The organism is Halalkalicoccus sp. CG83 (assembly GCF_037081715.1).
In the GTDB taxonomy this organism is placed as follows: Archaea; Halobacteriota; Halobacteria; order Halobacteriales; family Halalkalicoccaceae; genus Halalkalicoccus; species Halalkalicoccus ordinarius.
The window spans coordinates 644,280-659,602 of record NZ_JAZDDH010000002.1; the positions used below are offsets into that span (position 1 = coordinate 644,280).

Sequence of the window (15,323 nt, forward strand, 5' to 3'; positions counted from 1 at the left end):
CGGTCGTTTCCCAACCTCGGGCCATGGCCGAAGACACGGCGCGGATCACGGCGATCGAGACGAGCATCGTATCGCGAACCGCCGACGACTTCGACGTCGACGAGGAGGAGCTGGCGGACGCCCTCGAGGTACTCGCGGGCGGCCTCAAGGGTCATCACTCTCGACTCGAACAGTACCCCTACGTCTCCGGCGATGAGCGTCGCGCGTACGCCGCCGCTCCCGACGAATGGGAAGAGTTACTCGAGTCCCACGAGTTCGACGGCGAGCTCGCCGACGCCGTACGGGCCGCGCACGATCACCAGGCCGAGGCGCTGTTCGTCGCGAACGAGGCCGATAGCGACGAACTCGAGGACGCCTCGGGAGTCGTCATCGGCGTCGATACCGCAGAACAGTTCGAGTGAGCCGACTCGCGACCGTCGGTCGTACGTGCTCATGGGGGACTCCCGTTCTAACCGAGTCCGGCCGGCGGAAACGCCGTTCGCGTTCTGCTCGCTGCGGTTCGTAGCCGACGTTCTGCAGGCCCGGTCGCACCCCTCATTCCTCGAACGAGAACAACCGTCCCGGTCCCCTGCTTCTCACGCCTGCGGCCCGGCAGGCGTCCCACAGCGTCGCCGCGTTGCTCGTCACTACCGGAAGGCCGAGGTCGTCCTCGAGCGGTCCGATCGCCGCCAGGGAGGGGTAGTTCGTACAGGAGACGAAGACGGCGTCCGCACCTACGTCGGCGGGTTCGCTCGTCTCGCGGACCTGCCGGTAGGCGTCCTCCGGAGTGAGCGCGCCGATCACGACGTTGTCCTCGATCCCCCGCCCCTCGATCGAGACCACCTCGTAGCCGGCGGCCTCGAAGTACTCCCGTTCGCGCTCGTTCAACTCCTCGTTGTAGGGCGTTCGGACGGCGATCCGTTCGATCCCGAGGGATTCGAACGCCCGGTCGACCGAGAGAGCCGTGGCGACCGCGGGTCCGCCGATCGTCGCTGCGAGCCCCTCCTCCAACTCCCGGTCGAACCCCGGTCCGTGCAGCAGGCTTCCCGTCGTACAGGCGTAGGCGATCGCGTCCACGTCGGCGTCGGCCAACAGTTCGGCACACTCGAGGGCGCGATCGCTCATCGCGTCGAGGGCCTCCACGGTAACCGATTCGAGGGGCATACGGCTGATGTGAACCGAGACGCCCTCGGGAACGTACTCCTCGAACTCGACCTCGGCGGCGGTGTTCGAGGAGGGGACGATCAGCCCCAGTTTCGCGCGCCAGCCCGTCATTCGGTTACCTCCGTTACCTTCCCGTCGGCGCGGTCGCGCTCCTCGAGGTCGAAATCGCGCTCCGCGGGGTCGCCGTGGCCGCCGCCGCCGGGCGTGCGAAGGGTGATCGTCGTACCCGGGGAGACGTCGCGGGTGGTCTTCGCGGGGACGGGCTCTCCATCCACGAGGTTCTCGCCGACGCTGCCGTCATCGCCGCCCGCGACGCCGCGGGGGGCGTGGCGCCGACGTTCGGTCAGCAGCGAGACCGTCGCGCTTTCCTCGACCGTGACCGATCGCACCAGGCCGAGGCCGCCACGGTGGCGTCCGCGCCCGCCGCTGTCCGCTCTGAAGGAGTACTCCTCGACGCGCATCGGGTACTCGGTCTCGAGCGACTCGACCGGCGTGTTCAGCGTGTTGGTCATCCCGACCTGGACGCCGTCCATGCCGTCCTTTTCGGCGCGCGCGCCGAACCCGCCGGCGATCGTCTCGTAGTAGGTGAACCCGCCCGTCCGCCCGCCGATCGTGAGGTTGTTCATCGTCCCCTGGCCCTGGGCTGGAACGCGCTCGGGGGCGGCCTTCGCCAAGGCGAGGAAGACGACGTCGGTGACCCGCTGGCTGGTCTCGACGTTCCCGCCCACGACGGCCGCCGGCACCCGCGGGTTGAGCAGCGATCCCGCGGGCGCGACGACGGAGACGGGGTCGTAACAGCCGTCGTTCGGCGGGATCTCGGGATCGGTCACGCAGCGCACGACGAAGTAGACCGCGCTCTTCGCGACCGCCAGCGGGGCGTTCAGGTTGCCCGCGACCTGGTCGGCGGTGCCCGAGAAGTCGACGCCGATCGAGTCGCCCTCGATCGTCACCGTCGCCTCGATCGGGATCTCCTCCTCGGTGACGCCGTCGCCCTCGAGGACGTCGCTCGCCCCGTAGGTGCCGTCCGGGAGCTCACGGATCTCGCTCTCGATGCGTTCGCGCGAGTACTCGATCACGGCGTCGAACCCCTCCTTCACTACGTCCTCGCCGTGTTCGGAGAACAGGTCGTCGAGGCGTTCCTCCGCGCGGTCGTTCGCCGCGAGCTGGGCGCGCAGGTCCGCGCGGCGCTCCGTCGGATTGCGGACGTTCGCTAACAGGAGGTCCATCACGTCGTCGTTGACCTCGCCGTCGCGGACGAGCCGAACCGCGGGGATGCGAAGCCCCTCCTCGTAGATCTCGCGGGCGCCCGCGGGCATACTCCCCGGTACTGAACCGCCGACGTCGGCGTGGTGCGCCCGGGAGACGGCGTAGCCGACGACCTCCCCCCGCGGCGCGAGCGGCGAGACCATCGTGACGTCGGGCAGGTGGGTGCCGCCCGCGAAGGGGTCGTTCAGCACGAACGTCTCGCCGGGTTCGGGATCGCGCTCCCGGACGGCGGAGACGGCCTCCGGCATCGCTCCCAGGTGAACGGGGATGTGTTCCGCCTGCGCGACCATCCGCCCCTCGGCGTCGAACAGCGCGGTCGAACAGTCCCGGCGTTCCTTGATGTTCGGCGAGTACGCCCCCGTGATCAGCACCTGTCCCATCTCCTCGGCGACGCTCTCGAGCTGGTTGCGGAGGATCTCGAGGGTGACCGAATCCATGCTCATCGTCGTTCCTCCTTCCTGCAGACCAGCGTTCCATCACCGCCGATCCGCCCGCCCCACTCGGGGGGGACGACGGCGGTGCTCTCGGACTGTTCGAGCACCGCGGGGCCCTCGATTCGCTCGCCGGGCGCCAGCCGTTCGCGGTCGTAAACGCTCGTCTCGCGGTGGCCCGTGCCGGGGAAGTACGCCTCGCGCTCGCCCTTCAGCGGGTCGCCATCGGCCTCGTAGGCGACCGCGGGCGCCTCGCGGGCGACGCTCGCGCTCGTTCGCAGGTTGACGAGTTCGACCGCTTCGTCCATCCGGTAGCCGTAGGTCCGTTCGTGAGCGGCGTGGAAGTCCGTCGCCGCGCTTTCGGCGTCGAACCCTCCGCTCACGGGCACTGTCAGCTCGAAGCTCTGGCCGACGTACCTGAGGTCGGCCGCCCGCTCGATCTCGGGTTCGCCGGTCGCGCTCTCCTCGCGAACCCGTTCTTGGAGGTCGGCGTAGATCGATTCGATCGATTCGGGATCGACCTCCGAGAGCGCGACACGGTGGGTTCGGACGGCGTCGTGTTTCTCGTCGGCCGCCAGAAGTCCAAAGGCCGAGAGCACGCCGCCCGGAAGCGGCACGACGACCGTCTCGACGTCGAGCGCGTCGGCGAGCGCGGCCGCGTGCATCGGCCCCGCGCCGCCGAACGCCACCAGCCCGAATCCCCGCGGATCGTAGCCGCGTTCGACGGTGACCGCCCGGACCGCGCGGGTCATGTTGGCGTTGGCGACGCGATAGACCCCGCGGGCCGCCTCGAGCGCCCCCTCCAGGCCGGCCTCGGCGGCGAGGTCATCGAGAACCGCGTGGGCGGCCTCCACGTCGAGGCTGAGTTCGCCGCCCAGCGCCGTCCCCGAGCCGATGTAGCCCAGTACGACGTTCGCGTCGGTGACCGTCGCGCGCTCGCCGCCCTTGCCGTAGCAGGCGGGGCCGGGATCGGCGCCCGCGGATCGTGGGCCGACCCGGAGCGCGCCGCCCGCGTCGACCCACGCGATCGAGCCGCCGCCCGCGCCGACGGTGTTGACGTCGACCATCGGCGTTCCGATCGGAAGGCCGTCGATCTCCGCGCTCGTGGTCCGCTCGATCTCTCCCTCACGAACGAGGCTCACGTCGCTCGAGGTCCCGCCCATGTCGAAGGTGACGAGCCCGTCGAGGTCGTTCTCGCCGCCGTCGGTATCGTCGCTCGAGACGACGGCGTCGGCGCCGACGACGCCCGCGGCCGGCCCCGAGAGCACGGTCGTCACCGCGTGCTCCCGCACCGTTTCCGCCTCGGCGGTGCCGCCGTTCGACTGCATGATTCGCGGGGTCGGAACCCCGGCCGCTGCCGTCCGTTCGGCGAGCCGGCCGACGTAGCGGTCGATCGCCGGCGTGACGTAGGCGTCGACCGCCGTCGTCGAGGCCCGTTCGAACTCGCGGAACTCCGCGAGCACCTCGCTCGAGACCGATATTGGGACCGAGAGCTCCTCGCGAAGCACCTCCGCCACGGCGCGTTCGTTCTCGTCGTTCGCGTAGGCGTGAAGCAGGCAGACTGCGACGCTCTCGGCGCCGTCCGCCTCGATCTCCCGGGCGAGTTCGCGGACCTCGCGCTCGTCGACGGCGGTCTCGATCCCGTCGGGGGTGGCCCGCTCGTCTAACTCGTATCGGCGCCGACGCGGCACCAACGGATCGGGCTTCTCGGCGTTCAGGTCGTAGAGGTCGGGCCGGGCCTGGCGGCCGATCTCGAGGACGTCCCGGAACCCGGCAGTGGTAACCAGCGCGGTCCTCGCGCCGCCGCGTTCGAGCAGCGCGTTCACCGAGACGGTCATCGCGTGGCTGAAGGCGTCGATCTCATCAGGGGGGATCCCCGCCGTCTCACACGCCTTCTCGATGCCGTCCATCACGCCGACGCTTTGATCCGTGGTGCTCGGCACCTTCGCCGTCACGAGGTCGCCGCCGACGTACAGCGCCACGTCGGTGAACGTGCCGCCGACGTCGACGCCGATGCGCGTCTCGTCGGCCACTCAGAGCACCCCCAGATCGAGCGCGATGGTGTAGAGCGTCCTGATTCCCAGCCCGATCACGACGAGCGTGACGAGCCCGCCCAGCACGTTCTGGGGCGTGGTGTTGACGTACTCGTCGAGGATCGATCGGTCGTTCATCACGTAGATGAGGAACACCGCGAGCACGGGCAGGAGGATGCCGTTCGCGACCTGCGCGAAGACGATCGCCTGGACGGGGCTGTAGCCCTGCGCGGAGAAGAAAACGCCGACGGCGATGATCGTCCCCCAGATCGCCCGAAACCGTGCCGACGTGAGGTCGCGCTCCCAGCCCAGCGCGCCGGCGGTGGCGTACGCGCCCGCGAGCGGTGCGGTCGTCGCGCTCGTAAAGCCCGCCGCGAACAGCCCGATACTGAAGAACACCTTCGCGTACGTGCCGACGAGCGGCTCAAGCTGGTCGGCCATCCTCGCGACGTTCTCGATCTCGGTGCCGACGGGGAACACCGCCGCCGCGGTGATCATGATCCCGAGCGTGATGATCCCCCCGAGGACGATCGAGGCGACCGTGTCGGTCCGGCACTCGGCGAGGTCGGCGGGGCCGGCCCATCGCTCCTGGACGCTGCTCGCGTGCAGGAAGAGGTTGTAGCCGACGACCGTCGTCCCGATCAGGCCGGTGATGAGGAAGATCGAGCCCTCGGGGATCGCCGGGACGAACCCCAGCGCGATCGCGGCGGGGTCGGGCCGGATGAGGATCGCGGTCAGCAGGAACGAAACGCCCATGACCGCGACGAGGCCGATGAGTACCCGTTCGATCAGCTCATACCGCCCGCTCCACAGCAGCAGGGCCGCGACGACTCCCAGAAGCGGCCCCCAGATCTGCGCGCTCACCGGCGTCAGCGCGGCCAGCCCGGCGGCGCCGCCGAGGATGTTGCCCGCCTCGAAGGCGGCGGTGCCGACGCCGATCGCGCTCACCACGAGCAGGACGCTCGCCCCCGAGAGAACGGGGTTGTCGAACTGTGTGCGGAGCGCCTCGCCCAACCCCTCACGGGAGACGAGCCCGAGGCGGGCGCTCATCTCCTGGAGGACGATCGTCGCGAACACCGAGAAGGCGAGCGTCCAGATGAGCGCGTAGCCGAACTGCGCGCCGGTCACGCTCGCGGTCGTCACCGTCCCCGGGCCGATGAAGGCGGCGGCGACGAGCGCGCCGGGGCCGATCGCTTCGAGCCGATCTCTGAGGGTCATGCTGCCTCCATGTGTCTCGTTCACAACGGCCGCGCACTACACAAAAAGGTTGTTGAGCCGACTGCATCGGGCGTGTTCGAGCGTACGACTACGATATGAACCCGTATGAACGCCGGCCCCGCTCGGGCTCACTCGTCGCTCGGCAGCTCCGTTAGCAACACCTTCGAGACGCCGGACTCGATACGCAGATCGAACGGAAGCGAGACGGTACTTCGCTCGATGAATCGGGTCATGAACCACTTCATCGACTCCGAGGGGAAGACGACGTGGTAGGTCCCGTCGTCCGTCCGGCGTACCGTCAGGAACCCACAAAAGGAGAGCCAGTCGAGCAGCTCGCCCAGATCCGAGAAGCGACTCTCGTACTCGCGAGCGTGGTAGTCGGAGACGCGGTCGGTCTCCTCGAGGAAGTCGGGGTCGGGATCGCCCTCGGCGTCGGTGACGTACTCGAGAAAGCAGTGCAGGAAGTCGACGTCGAGCAACACGTGCTCGCCGCTCGAGAGCATCTGGTGGTACTCCTCCAGATTGGCGCTGGCGTCGGCGGTCGCCGCCTCGAAGTTCGCGGCGTAGAACGCCAGTGCCCGTCGGACGACCTCGCTTTGGCCCTTCCCGGTCTCGCGGACGAGCGAGTCGAGCGCTGCGCGCGCGTCCTCGTCGAGCGATACCGTGACGCGGTCGGTCATACCCGTCGTAAGGAACGTGTATACTTATACCTCCATCCGCCTCAGAACGATCCGCGCCGGTAGAGCCAGACGTCGATCCCCGTCAAAAGGAGCGCGACCGCCAGGATGACTCCGCCGGCGAACGGCTCGCCCAGCGAGAACGCGTAGAGCCCCGTCCCGACCAGGAGCAGGTCCAGCGTCGCGATCGAGAGGATCATCCCGGCCGGCCCGCCCTCGTCGCCGTCGTTCTCGCCGTCGGAATCGGCGTCCTCGCTCATTGGTCGATCCTTCGGTGCGACGTTACTAACCGTTGTGTTCCGCCACTTCGGTGCTCCGAGTCGGAACTCGTTTCGGGCTCCGTGAAATCCTCGGCAGTTGATGGAGCTGTCGTGCTGAAGACGGAGGGTGTACTCCTCACTCCCCCTTCGGTCGTCGTCGTGAGAAAAAAGGATTCGAACGTGGCTCGCATGAGTGACGAAGAAGTGACATACGACGCCGGGCCGACGGGTGATGAGGAAAAGATACCCGAATATGAGGGGAAATCGCTGTACGAGCGACTCGGTGGTGTCTATGGCATCGCTGGCGCGGTGGACGTCCTGGTCGACCGGCTGTACGAGAACGACGCAGCCAACGAGAATCCGGCAGTACAGGAGTTTCACGAGAACTACGGGAGAGCCGGCTTCAAGTACCTCGTGACGGCGTGGGCCATCGAGTACTCCGGTGGACCGGAGGTCTATCCGGGTCGGGGCATGGAAAAGGCCCACGAGGACCTCGAGGTGACGGAACGCGGCTTCGATGTCGTGCGCACCGAGATCAAGAGCACTCTCTACTACGTGGGCGTCCCCCATCAGGAGATGAAGGAGTTCATGGACATCATCGATGTGTTTCGGGACCGAGTGGTCGCCGACGAACACCGCGACGAGAGTTGGGAAGCACCGTAGCGACGACCAGCCGGAGAGACGGCCGTTCCCGAGGGGGTGTACCCATCTACGAGCAGTCCTCTTGCGAGATATGCACCTTCCGTTCAGCACGGTCGCCGAAACCCATCGATGATCGAGGATTTCTACGGGACGTCGTTTCGGAACGTGTCCATTCTCGGCAAACGGAGGGACGTACCGGACCGATCCCGCTCGGTCTCATCGAAAGGGCGGCCGAACGAGACGGATGGGATGCGGACCACCGCTGCCAAACGAGAACGCGGTCAAACCGATGGAGTGGAACGTCTGGTTCGGACTCCTGATCACCGGGTGGTTTCCCCACACCTGGTTTCGTTTCGAGACCCCTTCCTGTGATCGTACCGTTCACACGACGTGGGGATCAGTTGGTACTCACGATCCTGATCACGTCGCCCTCCTCTAGCTCGTGGTCCTCGCCGATCCGGCGTTTCGAACGGGCGTCGACGGCGTGGAGGTAGCCCTCGCCGATGTCGCTGTGGACGGCGTACGCCAGGTCGTGCGGGGTCGACCCCCGGGGGAGCAGAAAGGCGTCAGGCAGTACGTTCCCCTGGCCGTCGGTCCACTTCGTCTCGTTCTGGACGGGATACGCCGTGAAGCGATCGAGGAGGTCATAGACGGCGGCGTCGAGCGTCGCCTGCACGCCGGTGTCGCCCCACTCGCTCATCACCCCGCGGAGTCCGTCGAGCCCGCGGCGCTGGCCCTCGCCCAACTCGCCGACGATCTCGAAGTCGGGATCGCCGGGGTCGTACTCGATCAGACCGGCCTCCGCGCCCTTCCTAAGCGCGAGTTCGCCCTCCGCAGTCGTCGGGACGATCGGCTTGTCGATTTCGCGGAGCCGTTCGAGGTTCTCCTCGGGTGCGATATCGGCTTTGTTCGCGGCGACGATGATCGGTTTCGTCAGCTCCCGGACCCGCCGCGCGAGCGCCTCGCGATCCCCGTCGGTCCACTGCCGCGGATCGGAGGGGTACTCCAGGTTTCGAAGGACGGTCGCTACGTCGGCTTCGGTCGCGCCGAAGCCCGTCAGTACCTCCGTGACGGCCTCGTCGATGTCGAACCCCGGCGAGCGCGACTGGCGCTCGACGCCCTCCCAGTTGCGATCGACGATCCCCGCGAGCCAGAGGTCCATCTCCTCCTCGATGAAGTCGACGTCCTCGAGCGGGTCGTGGCTGCCGACGTCGACCGGCTCTCCCTCGGCGTTCGTCCCGCCGGAGGCATCGACGACGTTGATGATCGCGTCGGCGTTCGTCAACGCGTCGAGGAACTGGTTGCCGAGCCCCTTTCCCTCGTGGGCGCCCGGCACCAGCCCCGCGACGTCGATCAGCTCGACCGGGACGTAGCGCTTGCCGTCCCGGCAGTTCTCGTTGTCACAGCGCTCCTCGAGGTCGAGACACGGACACTCCGTGCGGACGTAGCTCACCCCGCGGTTGGGATCGATCGTCGTGAACGGGTAGTTCGCGACGTCGACCTCCGCGCGGGTCGCCGCGGTGTAGAAGGTGGACTTGCCGGCGTTGGGCTTGCCCGCGAGCGCGAGCGATAGCATGGGTCAGCTACCGCCGAGCGAGGGAACTGCCTTTCGGTTCCTTCGGTTCGGTCAGTCGTCGGCCGGCGAGTCGCGCTCGCGAGCGGCGAACGGCGACGCCGAGACGTTCTTGCGGCGCGAATCCAGCTCGGAGAGCGCGTAGACGACCGTGATGAGCACCACCAGCCCGACCGGAATGAGGACGATCTGTGAGAGGCCGGTCAGCCCGTACAGCAGGTAGCCCAGTGTGGCGACCGCGGCCGCGGTCAGCGCGTAGTAGATCTGGGTGCGGACGTGGTCGATGTGGTCCGCGCCGGCGAACGTCGAGGAGAGGACGGTGGTGTCGGAGATCGGCGAGCAGTGGTCGCCGAAGATCGCTCCCGAGAACACGGCGCCGGTGGCGACCGCGAGCATCTCCGAGGAGCCGCCGGAGATCTCCCAGGCCACCGGGATCGCGATCGGGGTGACGATCGCCATCGTCCCCCAGGAGGTGCCGATCGAGAAGGAGATGAACCCCGCGGTGAACAGGATCACGATCGGCAGCAGCGTCGGCGTGATGAGACCCTGGGCGATGCCGGTCACGTACTCGCCGGTGCCGAGCGCCTCCGCGACCGCGCCGATCGACCACGCGAGCACGAGGATGGCGATCGCGTGGAGCATGATCCCGAACCCGTCGAGGACGGTCTCCATCCCCTCAGCCAGGTCGAGGATGCCCAGTCCGATCGCCAGGACGAGTGCGGTCGCGGCCATCCCGAACGAGCCCCAGACGAGCGCGCCGATGAAGTCCGCGTTCTCGGCTACCTCCAGCGCGGAGGCGCCCGGCGAGTAGCCGGTCTGGATCGCCCCGACCACGACGATGACCACCAGCACGGCCAACGGCACCAGGAACGTCAACAGGGTCGGCGACTCCGTCTCGACGGAGCCCAGATCGTCCTTCATGCTCTGGAGCGGGTTCGCCCCGTCGCGATTGACCTTGCCGGTGGTCTGAGCGCGGTGTTCGGCGTCGAGCATCTCCCCGAAGTCGCGCCGCGAGATGACGACCACCCCGACCAGCAACAGCGCGAAGAGACAGTAGAGGTTGTACGGGATGCTCCGCAGGAAGGTGAGGAACGCCGAGGGGGCGACGTCGGTGATTCCCGCCGCCTCATAGCCCGTCTGGATCATGCTGATCTGGAAGGCGACCCAGCTCGAGATGCCGAACGTCGCGACGGGTGCGGCGGTCGAGTCAAGCAGGTAGGCGAGCTTCTCGCGGGACATGTTCACCTCGTCGGCGATGTCCTTCATCGAGGAGCCGACGATGGCGGTGTTGGCGTAGTCGTCGAAGAACCAGAGCATACCCAGGAGCCACGTCGCGATTCCGACCTTCCGATGGGAGTCGAGACGGCTCGTCGCGTAGTTCGCGACCGCGATCGACCCGCCCATCCGCCAGATGAGCGCGATCCCAGCGCCCAGCAGCGAGACGAAGACGATGATCTGGGCGTGAAAGACGTCGTCGCCGATCGCCTCGACGATCCACTGAAACGCCTGGGCGATGCCGAGGCTGCCCGAGGCGATGATTCCGCCCGACCAGACGCCGATGAACAGCGATAGCAACGCACGCCGGGTGATGATCGCGAGCGCGATCGCGACCAGCGGCGGTACGAGCGACAGTGCCCCGAACTCGGATGCCATACCCCTCCCTTGACAAGGCACCTGTTAACACTTTCGGGAAATTGATGTTTTATCGCTCTATATCATATAAATTTAATACTCTGAAATGAATCTCCACGTATATGTTCCCTCCCCATCCGATGCTAGAACCGATGACCCGATATAGAACGGGTAATCCACGAGACGATGATCGGACGACCTGAGGAAGACGGATCCTCAGAACGTACAGCGGGAATCGAGGACGTTTTGCGGATCGAGCGAAACCGTTCTAATTCCCCTTCGGTTATGAGATACTACTCCGGGTACTTTTCAGTCATCTATTCTGAAAACCCGTTCAGGGACGTATCACTACGGGGATATGAAGCGGCTACCGACGACTGATTCAAACGGCGGCCTTGCGTCAGTGATCCGTCATCTAGCTACTGACGTAATCTGCTCCGTCTACTCTGGCGGCGACGCCCTCGACCGGTCGATTTTTGCGATCTACGACCCAACCGGGAGCATGGCCGATCGATTTCTGGAGTTCGACGAACTCCTCGACCGGGTGGAGGAGCACTCGTTCGTCCGCGCGCCGGCGATCGTCTGTAACGCTCACATCACCGGCCTGGGCGTCTCTCGGGCGCTCGCGCGCCACGACGTTCCCGTGATCGCGCTCGACCGTACCGGCGACGGGGTCGCGCCGTCCTCCTCGGCGGTCACGTTCGCCGGGCGGGTGACGTACCCGCTCGATAACCTCGAGGGATTTCGAGCCGACGTCGAGGCGATCGCCGACGCGATCGATCACGAGCCGGTCGCCTTCGGCTGTATGGACGAGTGGGTCCACGCGTTCGCCGACGCCGAGCCGGCGGGCGTTCGCCTGCCCTTCGCCGAGCGGGAGGTCGTCGACGCGGTCCTCGACAAGGAGTCGCTCTACGGCCTCGCGGCCGAACTCGAGGTCCCCTTCCCCGAGACCTACCGCCTCGCGGGGATCGGCGGCGAGTCGCCCGCGGCCGCCGAGGCGCTCGGCGATCCGATCGAGCCCGAGGAGGCCCTCGACCGCCTCGAGTTCCCGTTCGTCCTCAAGCCCGCACGGAAACGGGAGTTCGAGGAGGCGGTCGGGACGAACGTCATCGAGGTCGAGGATGAGGAGGAGTACGCGGAGGTGATCGCGACCGCCCGCGAGGCCGATATCCGCGTGATGGCCCAGGAGGCGGTCCCGATCGCGCAGGGCGAGGACTGCTCGCTCGCCTCCTACGTCCCGCCGACCGACGAGGGCGAGCCGCTGGCGTTCGTCGGCAATCCGCTCGTGCGCTATCCGCGCGCGTTCGGCACCTCGTGTGTCGTCGAGCGTGTCGACCGTCCCGAGATCGAGGAACGCGCGGTCTCGGTGCTCTCCGAGACTGGCTACCACGGCATCAGCGAGTCGGAGTTCGTCTACGATAGCGACCGGAAGGAGTACGTCCTGCTCGACGTCAACACCCGCCCCTGGAAGTGGATCGGCCTGCCCGTGACGGCGGGCGCGAACCTGCCGATGGCCGCCTACGCCGACGCGACCGGAGCGGAGTACGAACCTGCTGAACCGAACGACAGCGCCCGCTGGGTCTACCTGCCCGACTACCTCGAACTGCTCGCGACCGACGAGACCTTCGGCGACGTGCTCTCGGAGGCCGAGTGGACCGCGCTCGTCTCCGGCGCGTTCGAGGAGGACGACGGGCTCGCGACCGGCGTCTACTCGCCGTCGGATCCCGGTCCCACCTACGACGTGATCAGAACGGAGTTCGGCGGGATCGAGTACTACTGCTCCTGCTAACGGACCTTTTTACTCTGAGGGGCTGTTCCCTCAGAGTGAAAATCTCCACCAAAAAAACCGCGTAACGAGTTCTCGACCATCGTATTTGTGGAGAGCTCATGCACTCACGCCCCGTCGATCCCGGTCCGCTCAGCACGGTGCCGATCCCCCGGCGTCCTACCTCGCGATCCGCTCGCCCTCCGACGACCGATCGTCCAGGATCTCCCGACCCAGTTCCGTCTCCTGCTTGAACGCGACGCGTATCGCGTCCTCCAGCGATCGACCGTCGGTCGGCATCCCCTTGACGACGGCCCCGGCGACGTCCTCGGCGAATCGATCGGTCATCGTCTCGAACTCCACGTCCGCCGTCCGGCGGTCCAGGCGATAGTGGAGGACGCCGTCGAGCATCACCCTTCCTACGCCGAGGGCGGCCGGTCGTGAGATCGACTGCCGGATCCACCGCGTATATGGACGTACGTCGGCAAGCCACCGCTATGACCGACGATCGGATGGGGCTGAACCTCTTCACGATGAACTCGGTCGAGCACGTCAGCGTCGGCTCCTGGCGGTATCCGGGCGACCAGTCCTCCCGATATACGGACCTGGAGTACTGGACGGAGCTGGCTCGAACCGCTGAGCGGGGCGGGTTCGACGCGGTCTTCTTCGCCGACGTTAGAGGGGTCTACGACGTCTACGGCGGGGAACGAGAGACGGCGATCGAACGGGCGGTCCAGACGCCCTCGAACCACCCCCAGGCGCTGGTGTCCGCGATGGCCCACGTGACGGATCACCTCGGCTTCGCGATCACGCGCTCGACGACCTACACCCATCCCTACCAGCTCGCCCGCGAGCTCTCGACGCTCGATCACCTCACCGACGGCCGGGTCGCGTTCAACGTCGTCACCTCGTATCTCGAGAGCGCCGCCCGAAACCTGGGTCTCGACGAGCGGATGGACCACGACGAGCGCTACGACCGCGCGGCGGAGTTCATGCAGGTCTGCTACCGGCTCTGGGAGGGGAGCTGGGACGACGACGCCATCGTCCGAGATCGCGAGGCGGGCGTCTACACCGATCCCGAGGGGGTCCACGAGATCGGCTTCGAGGGCGAGTACTTCTCGGTGCCTGGACCCCACGGCTGTGAGCCCTCGCCCCAGCGCACGCCCGTGATCTACCAAGCCGGCTCCTCCGAACGGGGCCGGGAGTTCGCGGCGAGGAACGCCGAGGCCGTCTTCACCAGCCAGCCCACCGAGGAAGGGGTGAGGAGATACATGGACGACATGCGCGAACGCGCCGCTGAGCACGGCCGCGACCCCGACTCGCTGGACGTCGTCATGGGGCTCGTTCCGATCGTCGGCGAGTCGAGCGCGATCGCCGAGGCGAAACGCGAGAGCTACGAGGAGGCGATCGACGTCGAGGCGACGCTCGCCCTCCTCAGCGGATTCATGGACATGGACCTCTCGGAGCTCGACCCCGATCGGAAGCTCGAACACATCGAGACCGAGGCGATCCAGGGTGCGGTAAACGCCTTCACGAAGGCGGATCCCGACCGCGAGTGGACCGTCGGCGAGATGGCCCGGTTCGCGGGACTGGGCTCGACCTCCCCCGTGGTCGTCGGCACGCCCGAGGAGGTCGCCGACGCGTTCGAGTACTGGTTCCGCGAGGTGGGCGTCGACGGCTTCAACGTCAAGGAGGTGGTACGGCCGGCGACGCTTCGGGACTTCGTCGACCTCGTCGTCCCCGAGCTACGCGAGCGAGGGTTGGTTCGCGAGTCCTACGAGGACGGGACGCTTCGCGAGCGCCTGAGCGGTCGCTCCCGCCTCGCCGACGATCATCCCGGCAGGCGCGAGGCGTTAGAGGAGATGTCCGAGTAGGTGACTCGGTCGTCGAGTTCGGTGCGGTGAAGCGAGTCGACCTACAGCCTGGCCGCCATCATCACTTCGTCGACGTACTCGCCGTCGATCTTGTAGTGGCCCTCGCGGACGGCCTCGACCTCCCAGTCGTGCCCCTCGAGGAACTCGATGGCCGCCTCGTTGGTCGAGGGGATGCTCTGGTAGACCCGTTCGTAGCCCTGCGAGGCCGCCCACTCCAGGCCGCGCTCGAGCAGGTGGCCGCCGAGGCCGTGGCCGCGGTACTCCTCGAGGACGCCCGTCGTCAGCTCCGCGGTGTGCGAGAGCTTCTCGATCTCCGGCGACTGGAGGTGCGTCCAGCCGACGACCTCGTCGTTGACCGTCGCGACGAAGAACACCCGCGACTCGACGTCGTCCCGCCGGAGCAGTTCGCCCTCGTGATCGAGCTCCTGGGCGACCGACTCCGCGACGATGTAGGTGCGCTTCTCCGCGACCTGTCGAAGGACGCCGAGGATCCCCGAGAGGTCGGCCTGGCGGGCGGGCCGGACGTGGAACTCGATGCCATCGCGGGTGAACTCCTCCTCCTCGCCTTCGAGCTCGGGAACGACCTGGAGCCCGCCGCCGAGCGCCTCCTCGAGCAGGCCGTTTCGCTTCATGATCGCGACGTGGTGGCGGAAACCGCCGGGATCCTGCGGGAACACCGCCTGCTGGGTTTCCTCGTAGCCGGCGGGTCCGTGTTCCTTGACGTACTCGTAGATGCGTTCGCGGTCGCTGTGGTCGAGGTCCGGCTGCTGTTGGGCGTTCATGGTACCGTGATACCACACCACGCATCA

At 67.2% G+C, this 15,323-nt stretch carries 14 protein-coding genes; 4 read left to right on the forward strand and 10 right to left on the reverse strand.

Going from position 1 to position 15,323, the window contains the following annotated elements; all coding sequences use genetic code 11:
• Positions 1–23: 23 nt before the first annotated feature.
• Entirely contained in the window at positions 24–401 is a 378-nt protein-coding gene (locus V0Z78_RS16940) for a hypothetical protein (RefSeq protein ID WP_336345850.1), read from the forward strand.
• 133 nt (positions 402–534) lie between these two features.
• Here the strand turns inward: V0Z78_RS16940 and V0Z78_RS16945 are convergent, their stop codons facing one another.
• The 6 genes from V0Z78_RS16945 to V0Z78_RS16970 form a co-directional block, all read right to left on the reverse strand.
• Positions 535–1,254 carry a maleate cis-trans isomerase family protein gene (locus tag V0Z78_RS16945; RefSeq protein WP_336345851.1) on the reverse strand — a complete coding sequence of 240 codons (720 nt, stop codon included), beginning with the start codon at positions 1,252–1,254 and terminating at the stop codon, positions 535–537.
• Positions 1,251–2,846, reverse strand: coding sequence for a hydantoinase B/oxoprolinase family protein (locus V0Z78_RS16950; protein WP_336345893.1), 1,596 nt, complete (start codon positions 2,844–2,846; stop codon positions 1,251–1,253). Before V0Z78_RS16950 ends, V0Z78_RS16945 begins: the two co-directional genes overlap by 4 nt.
• Positions 2,847–2,848: 2 nt before the next feature.
• Complete coding sequence (locus V0Z78_RS16955) at positions 2,849–4,873, reverse strand: hydantoinase/oxoprolinase family protein (protein ID WP_336345852.1); 2,025 nt, start codon at positions 4,871–4,873, stop codon at positions 2,849–2,851.
• On the reverse strand, positions 4,874–6,091 hold the full coding sequence (locus tag V0Z78_RS16960; protein WP_336345853.1) for an Nramp family divalent metal transporter: 1,218 nt from the start codon (positions 6,089–6,091) through the stop codon (positions 4,874–4,876).
• A gap of 128 nt (positions 6,092–6,219) precedes the next feature.
• The gene (locus V0Z78_RS16965; RefSeq protein WP_336345854.1) at positions 6,220–6,771 is read right to left on the reverse strand and encodes a ribbon-helix-helix protein, CopG family; all 552 of its coding nucleotides are present in this window, start codon (positions 6,769–6,771) and stop codon (positions 6,220–6,222) included.
• Between the two features lie 41 nt (positions 6,772–6,812).
• A complete protein-coding gene (locus V0Z78_RS16970; RefSeq protein ID WP_336345855.1) occupies positions 6,813–7,028 on the reverse strand; it encodes a hypothetical protein in 216 nt (71 codons plus the stop codon).
• A gap of 111 nt (positions 7,029–7,139) precedes the next feature.
• Between V0Z78_RS16970 and V0Z78_RS16975 the strand changes: the two genes are divergently transcribed.
• Positions 7,140–7,691 (forward strand): group I truncated hemoglobin, encoded by a 552-nt coding sequence (locus V0Z78_RS16975; protein ID WP_336345856.1) that lies wholly within the window; start codon positions 7,140–7,142, stop codon positions 7,689–7,691.
• A gap of 376 nt (positions 7,692–8,067) precedes the next feature.
• Here V0Z78_RS16975 and V0Z78_RS16980 read toward each other — a convergent pair whose 3' ends face one another.
• The gene (locus tag V0Z78_RS16980; RefSeq protein WP_336345857.1) at positions 8,068–9,246 is read right to left on the reverse strand and encodes a redox-regulated ATPase YchF; all 1,179 of its coding nucleotides are present in this window, start codon (positions 9,244–9,246) and stop codon (positions 8,068–8,070) included.
• 51 nt (positions 9,247–9,297) lie between these two features.
• Positions 9,298–10,896 carry a Na+/H+ antiporter NhaC family protein gene (locus tag V0Z78_RS16985; RefSeq protein ID WP_336345858.1) on the reverse strand — a complete coding sequence of 533 codons (1,599 nt, stop codon included), beginning with the start codon at positions 10,894–10,896 and terminating at the stop codon, positions 9,298–9,300.
• Positions 10,897–11,377: 481 nt separating this feature from the next.
• On the opposite strand from V0Z78_RS16985, the gene V0Z78_RS16990 reads away from it, so the two are divergent.
• The gene (locus tag V0Z78_RS16990; protein WP_336345859.1) at positions 11,378–12,664 is read left to right on the forward strand and encodes a carboxylate--amine ligase; all 1,287 of its coding nucleotides are present in this window, start codon (positions 11,378–11,380) and stop codon (positions 12,662–12,664) included.
• Between the two features lie 156 nt (positions 12,665–12,820).
• On the opposite strand, the gene V0Z78_RS16995 is transcribed toward V0Z78_RS16990, so the two are convergent.
• Positions 12,821–13,051: a hypothetical protein gene (locus V0Z78_RS16995; RefSeq protein ID WP_336345860.1), complete on the reverse strand. Its 231-nt coding sequence runs from the start codon at positions 13,049–13,051 to the stop codon at positions 12,821–12,823.
• Positions 13,052–13,137: 86 nt separating this feature from the next.
• Between V0Z78_RS16995 and V0Z78_RS17000 the strand changes: the two genes are divergently transcribed.
• Positions 13,138–14,514 carry an LLM class flavin-dependent oxidoreductase gene (locus tag V0Z78_RS17000; RefSeq protein ID WP_336345861.1) on the forward strand — a complete coding sequence of 459 codons (1,377 nt, stop codon included), beginning with the start codon at positions 13,138–13,140 and terminating at the stop codon, positions 14,512–14,514.
• Positions 14,515–14,555: 41 nt separating this feature from the next.
• On the opposite strand, the gene V0Z78_RS17005 is transcribed toward V0Z78_RS17000, so the two are convergent.
• Entirely contained in the window at positions 14,556–15,296 is a 741-nt protein-coding gene (locus tag V0Z78_RS17005) for a GNAT family N-acetyltransferase (RefSeq protein ID WP_336345862.1), read from the reverse strand.
• Positions 15,297–15,323 lie beyond the last annotated feature (27 nt).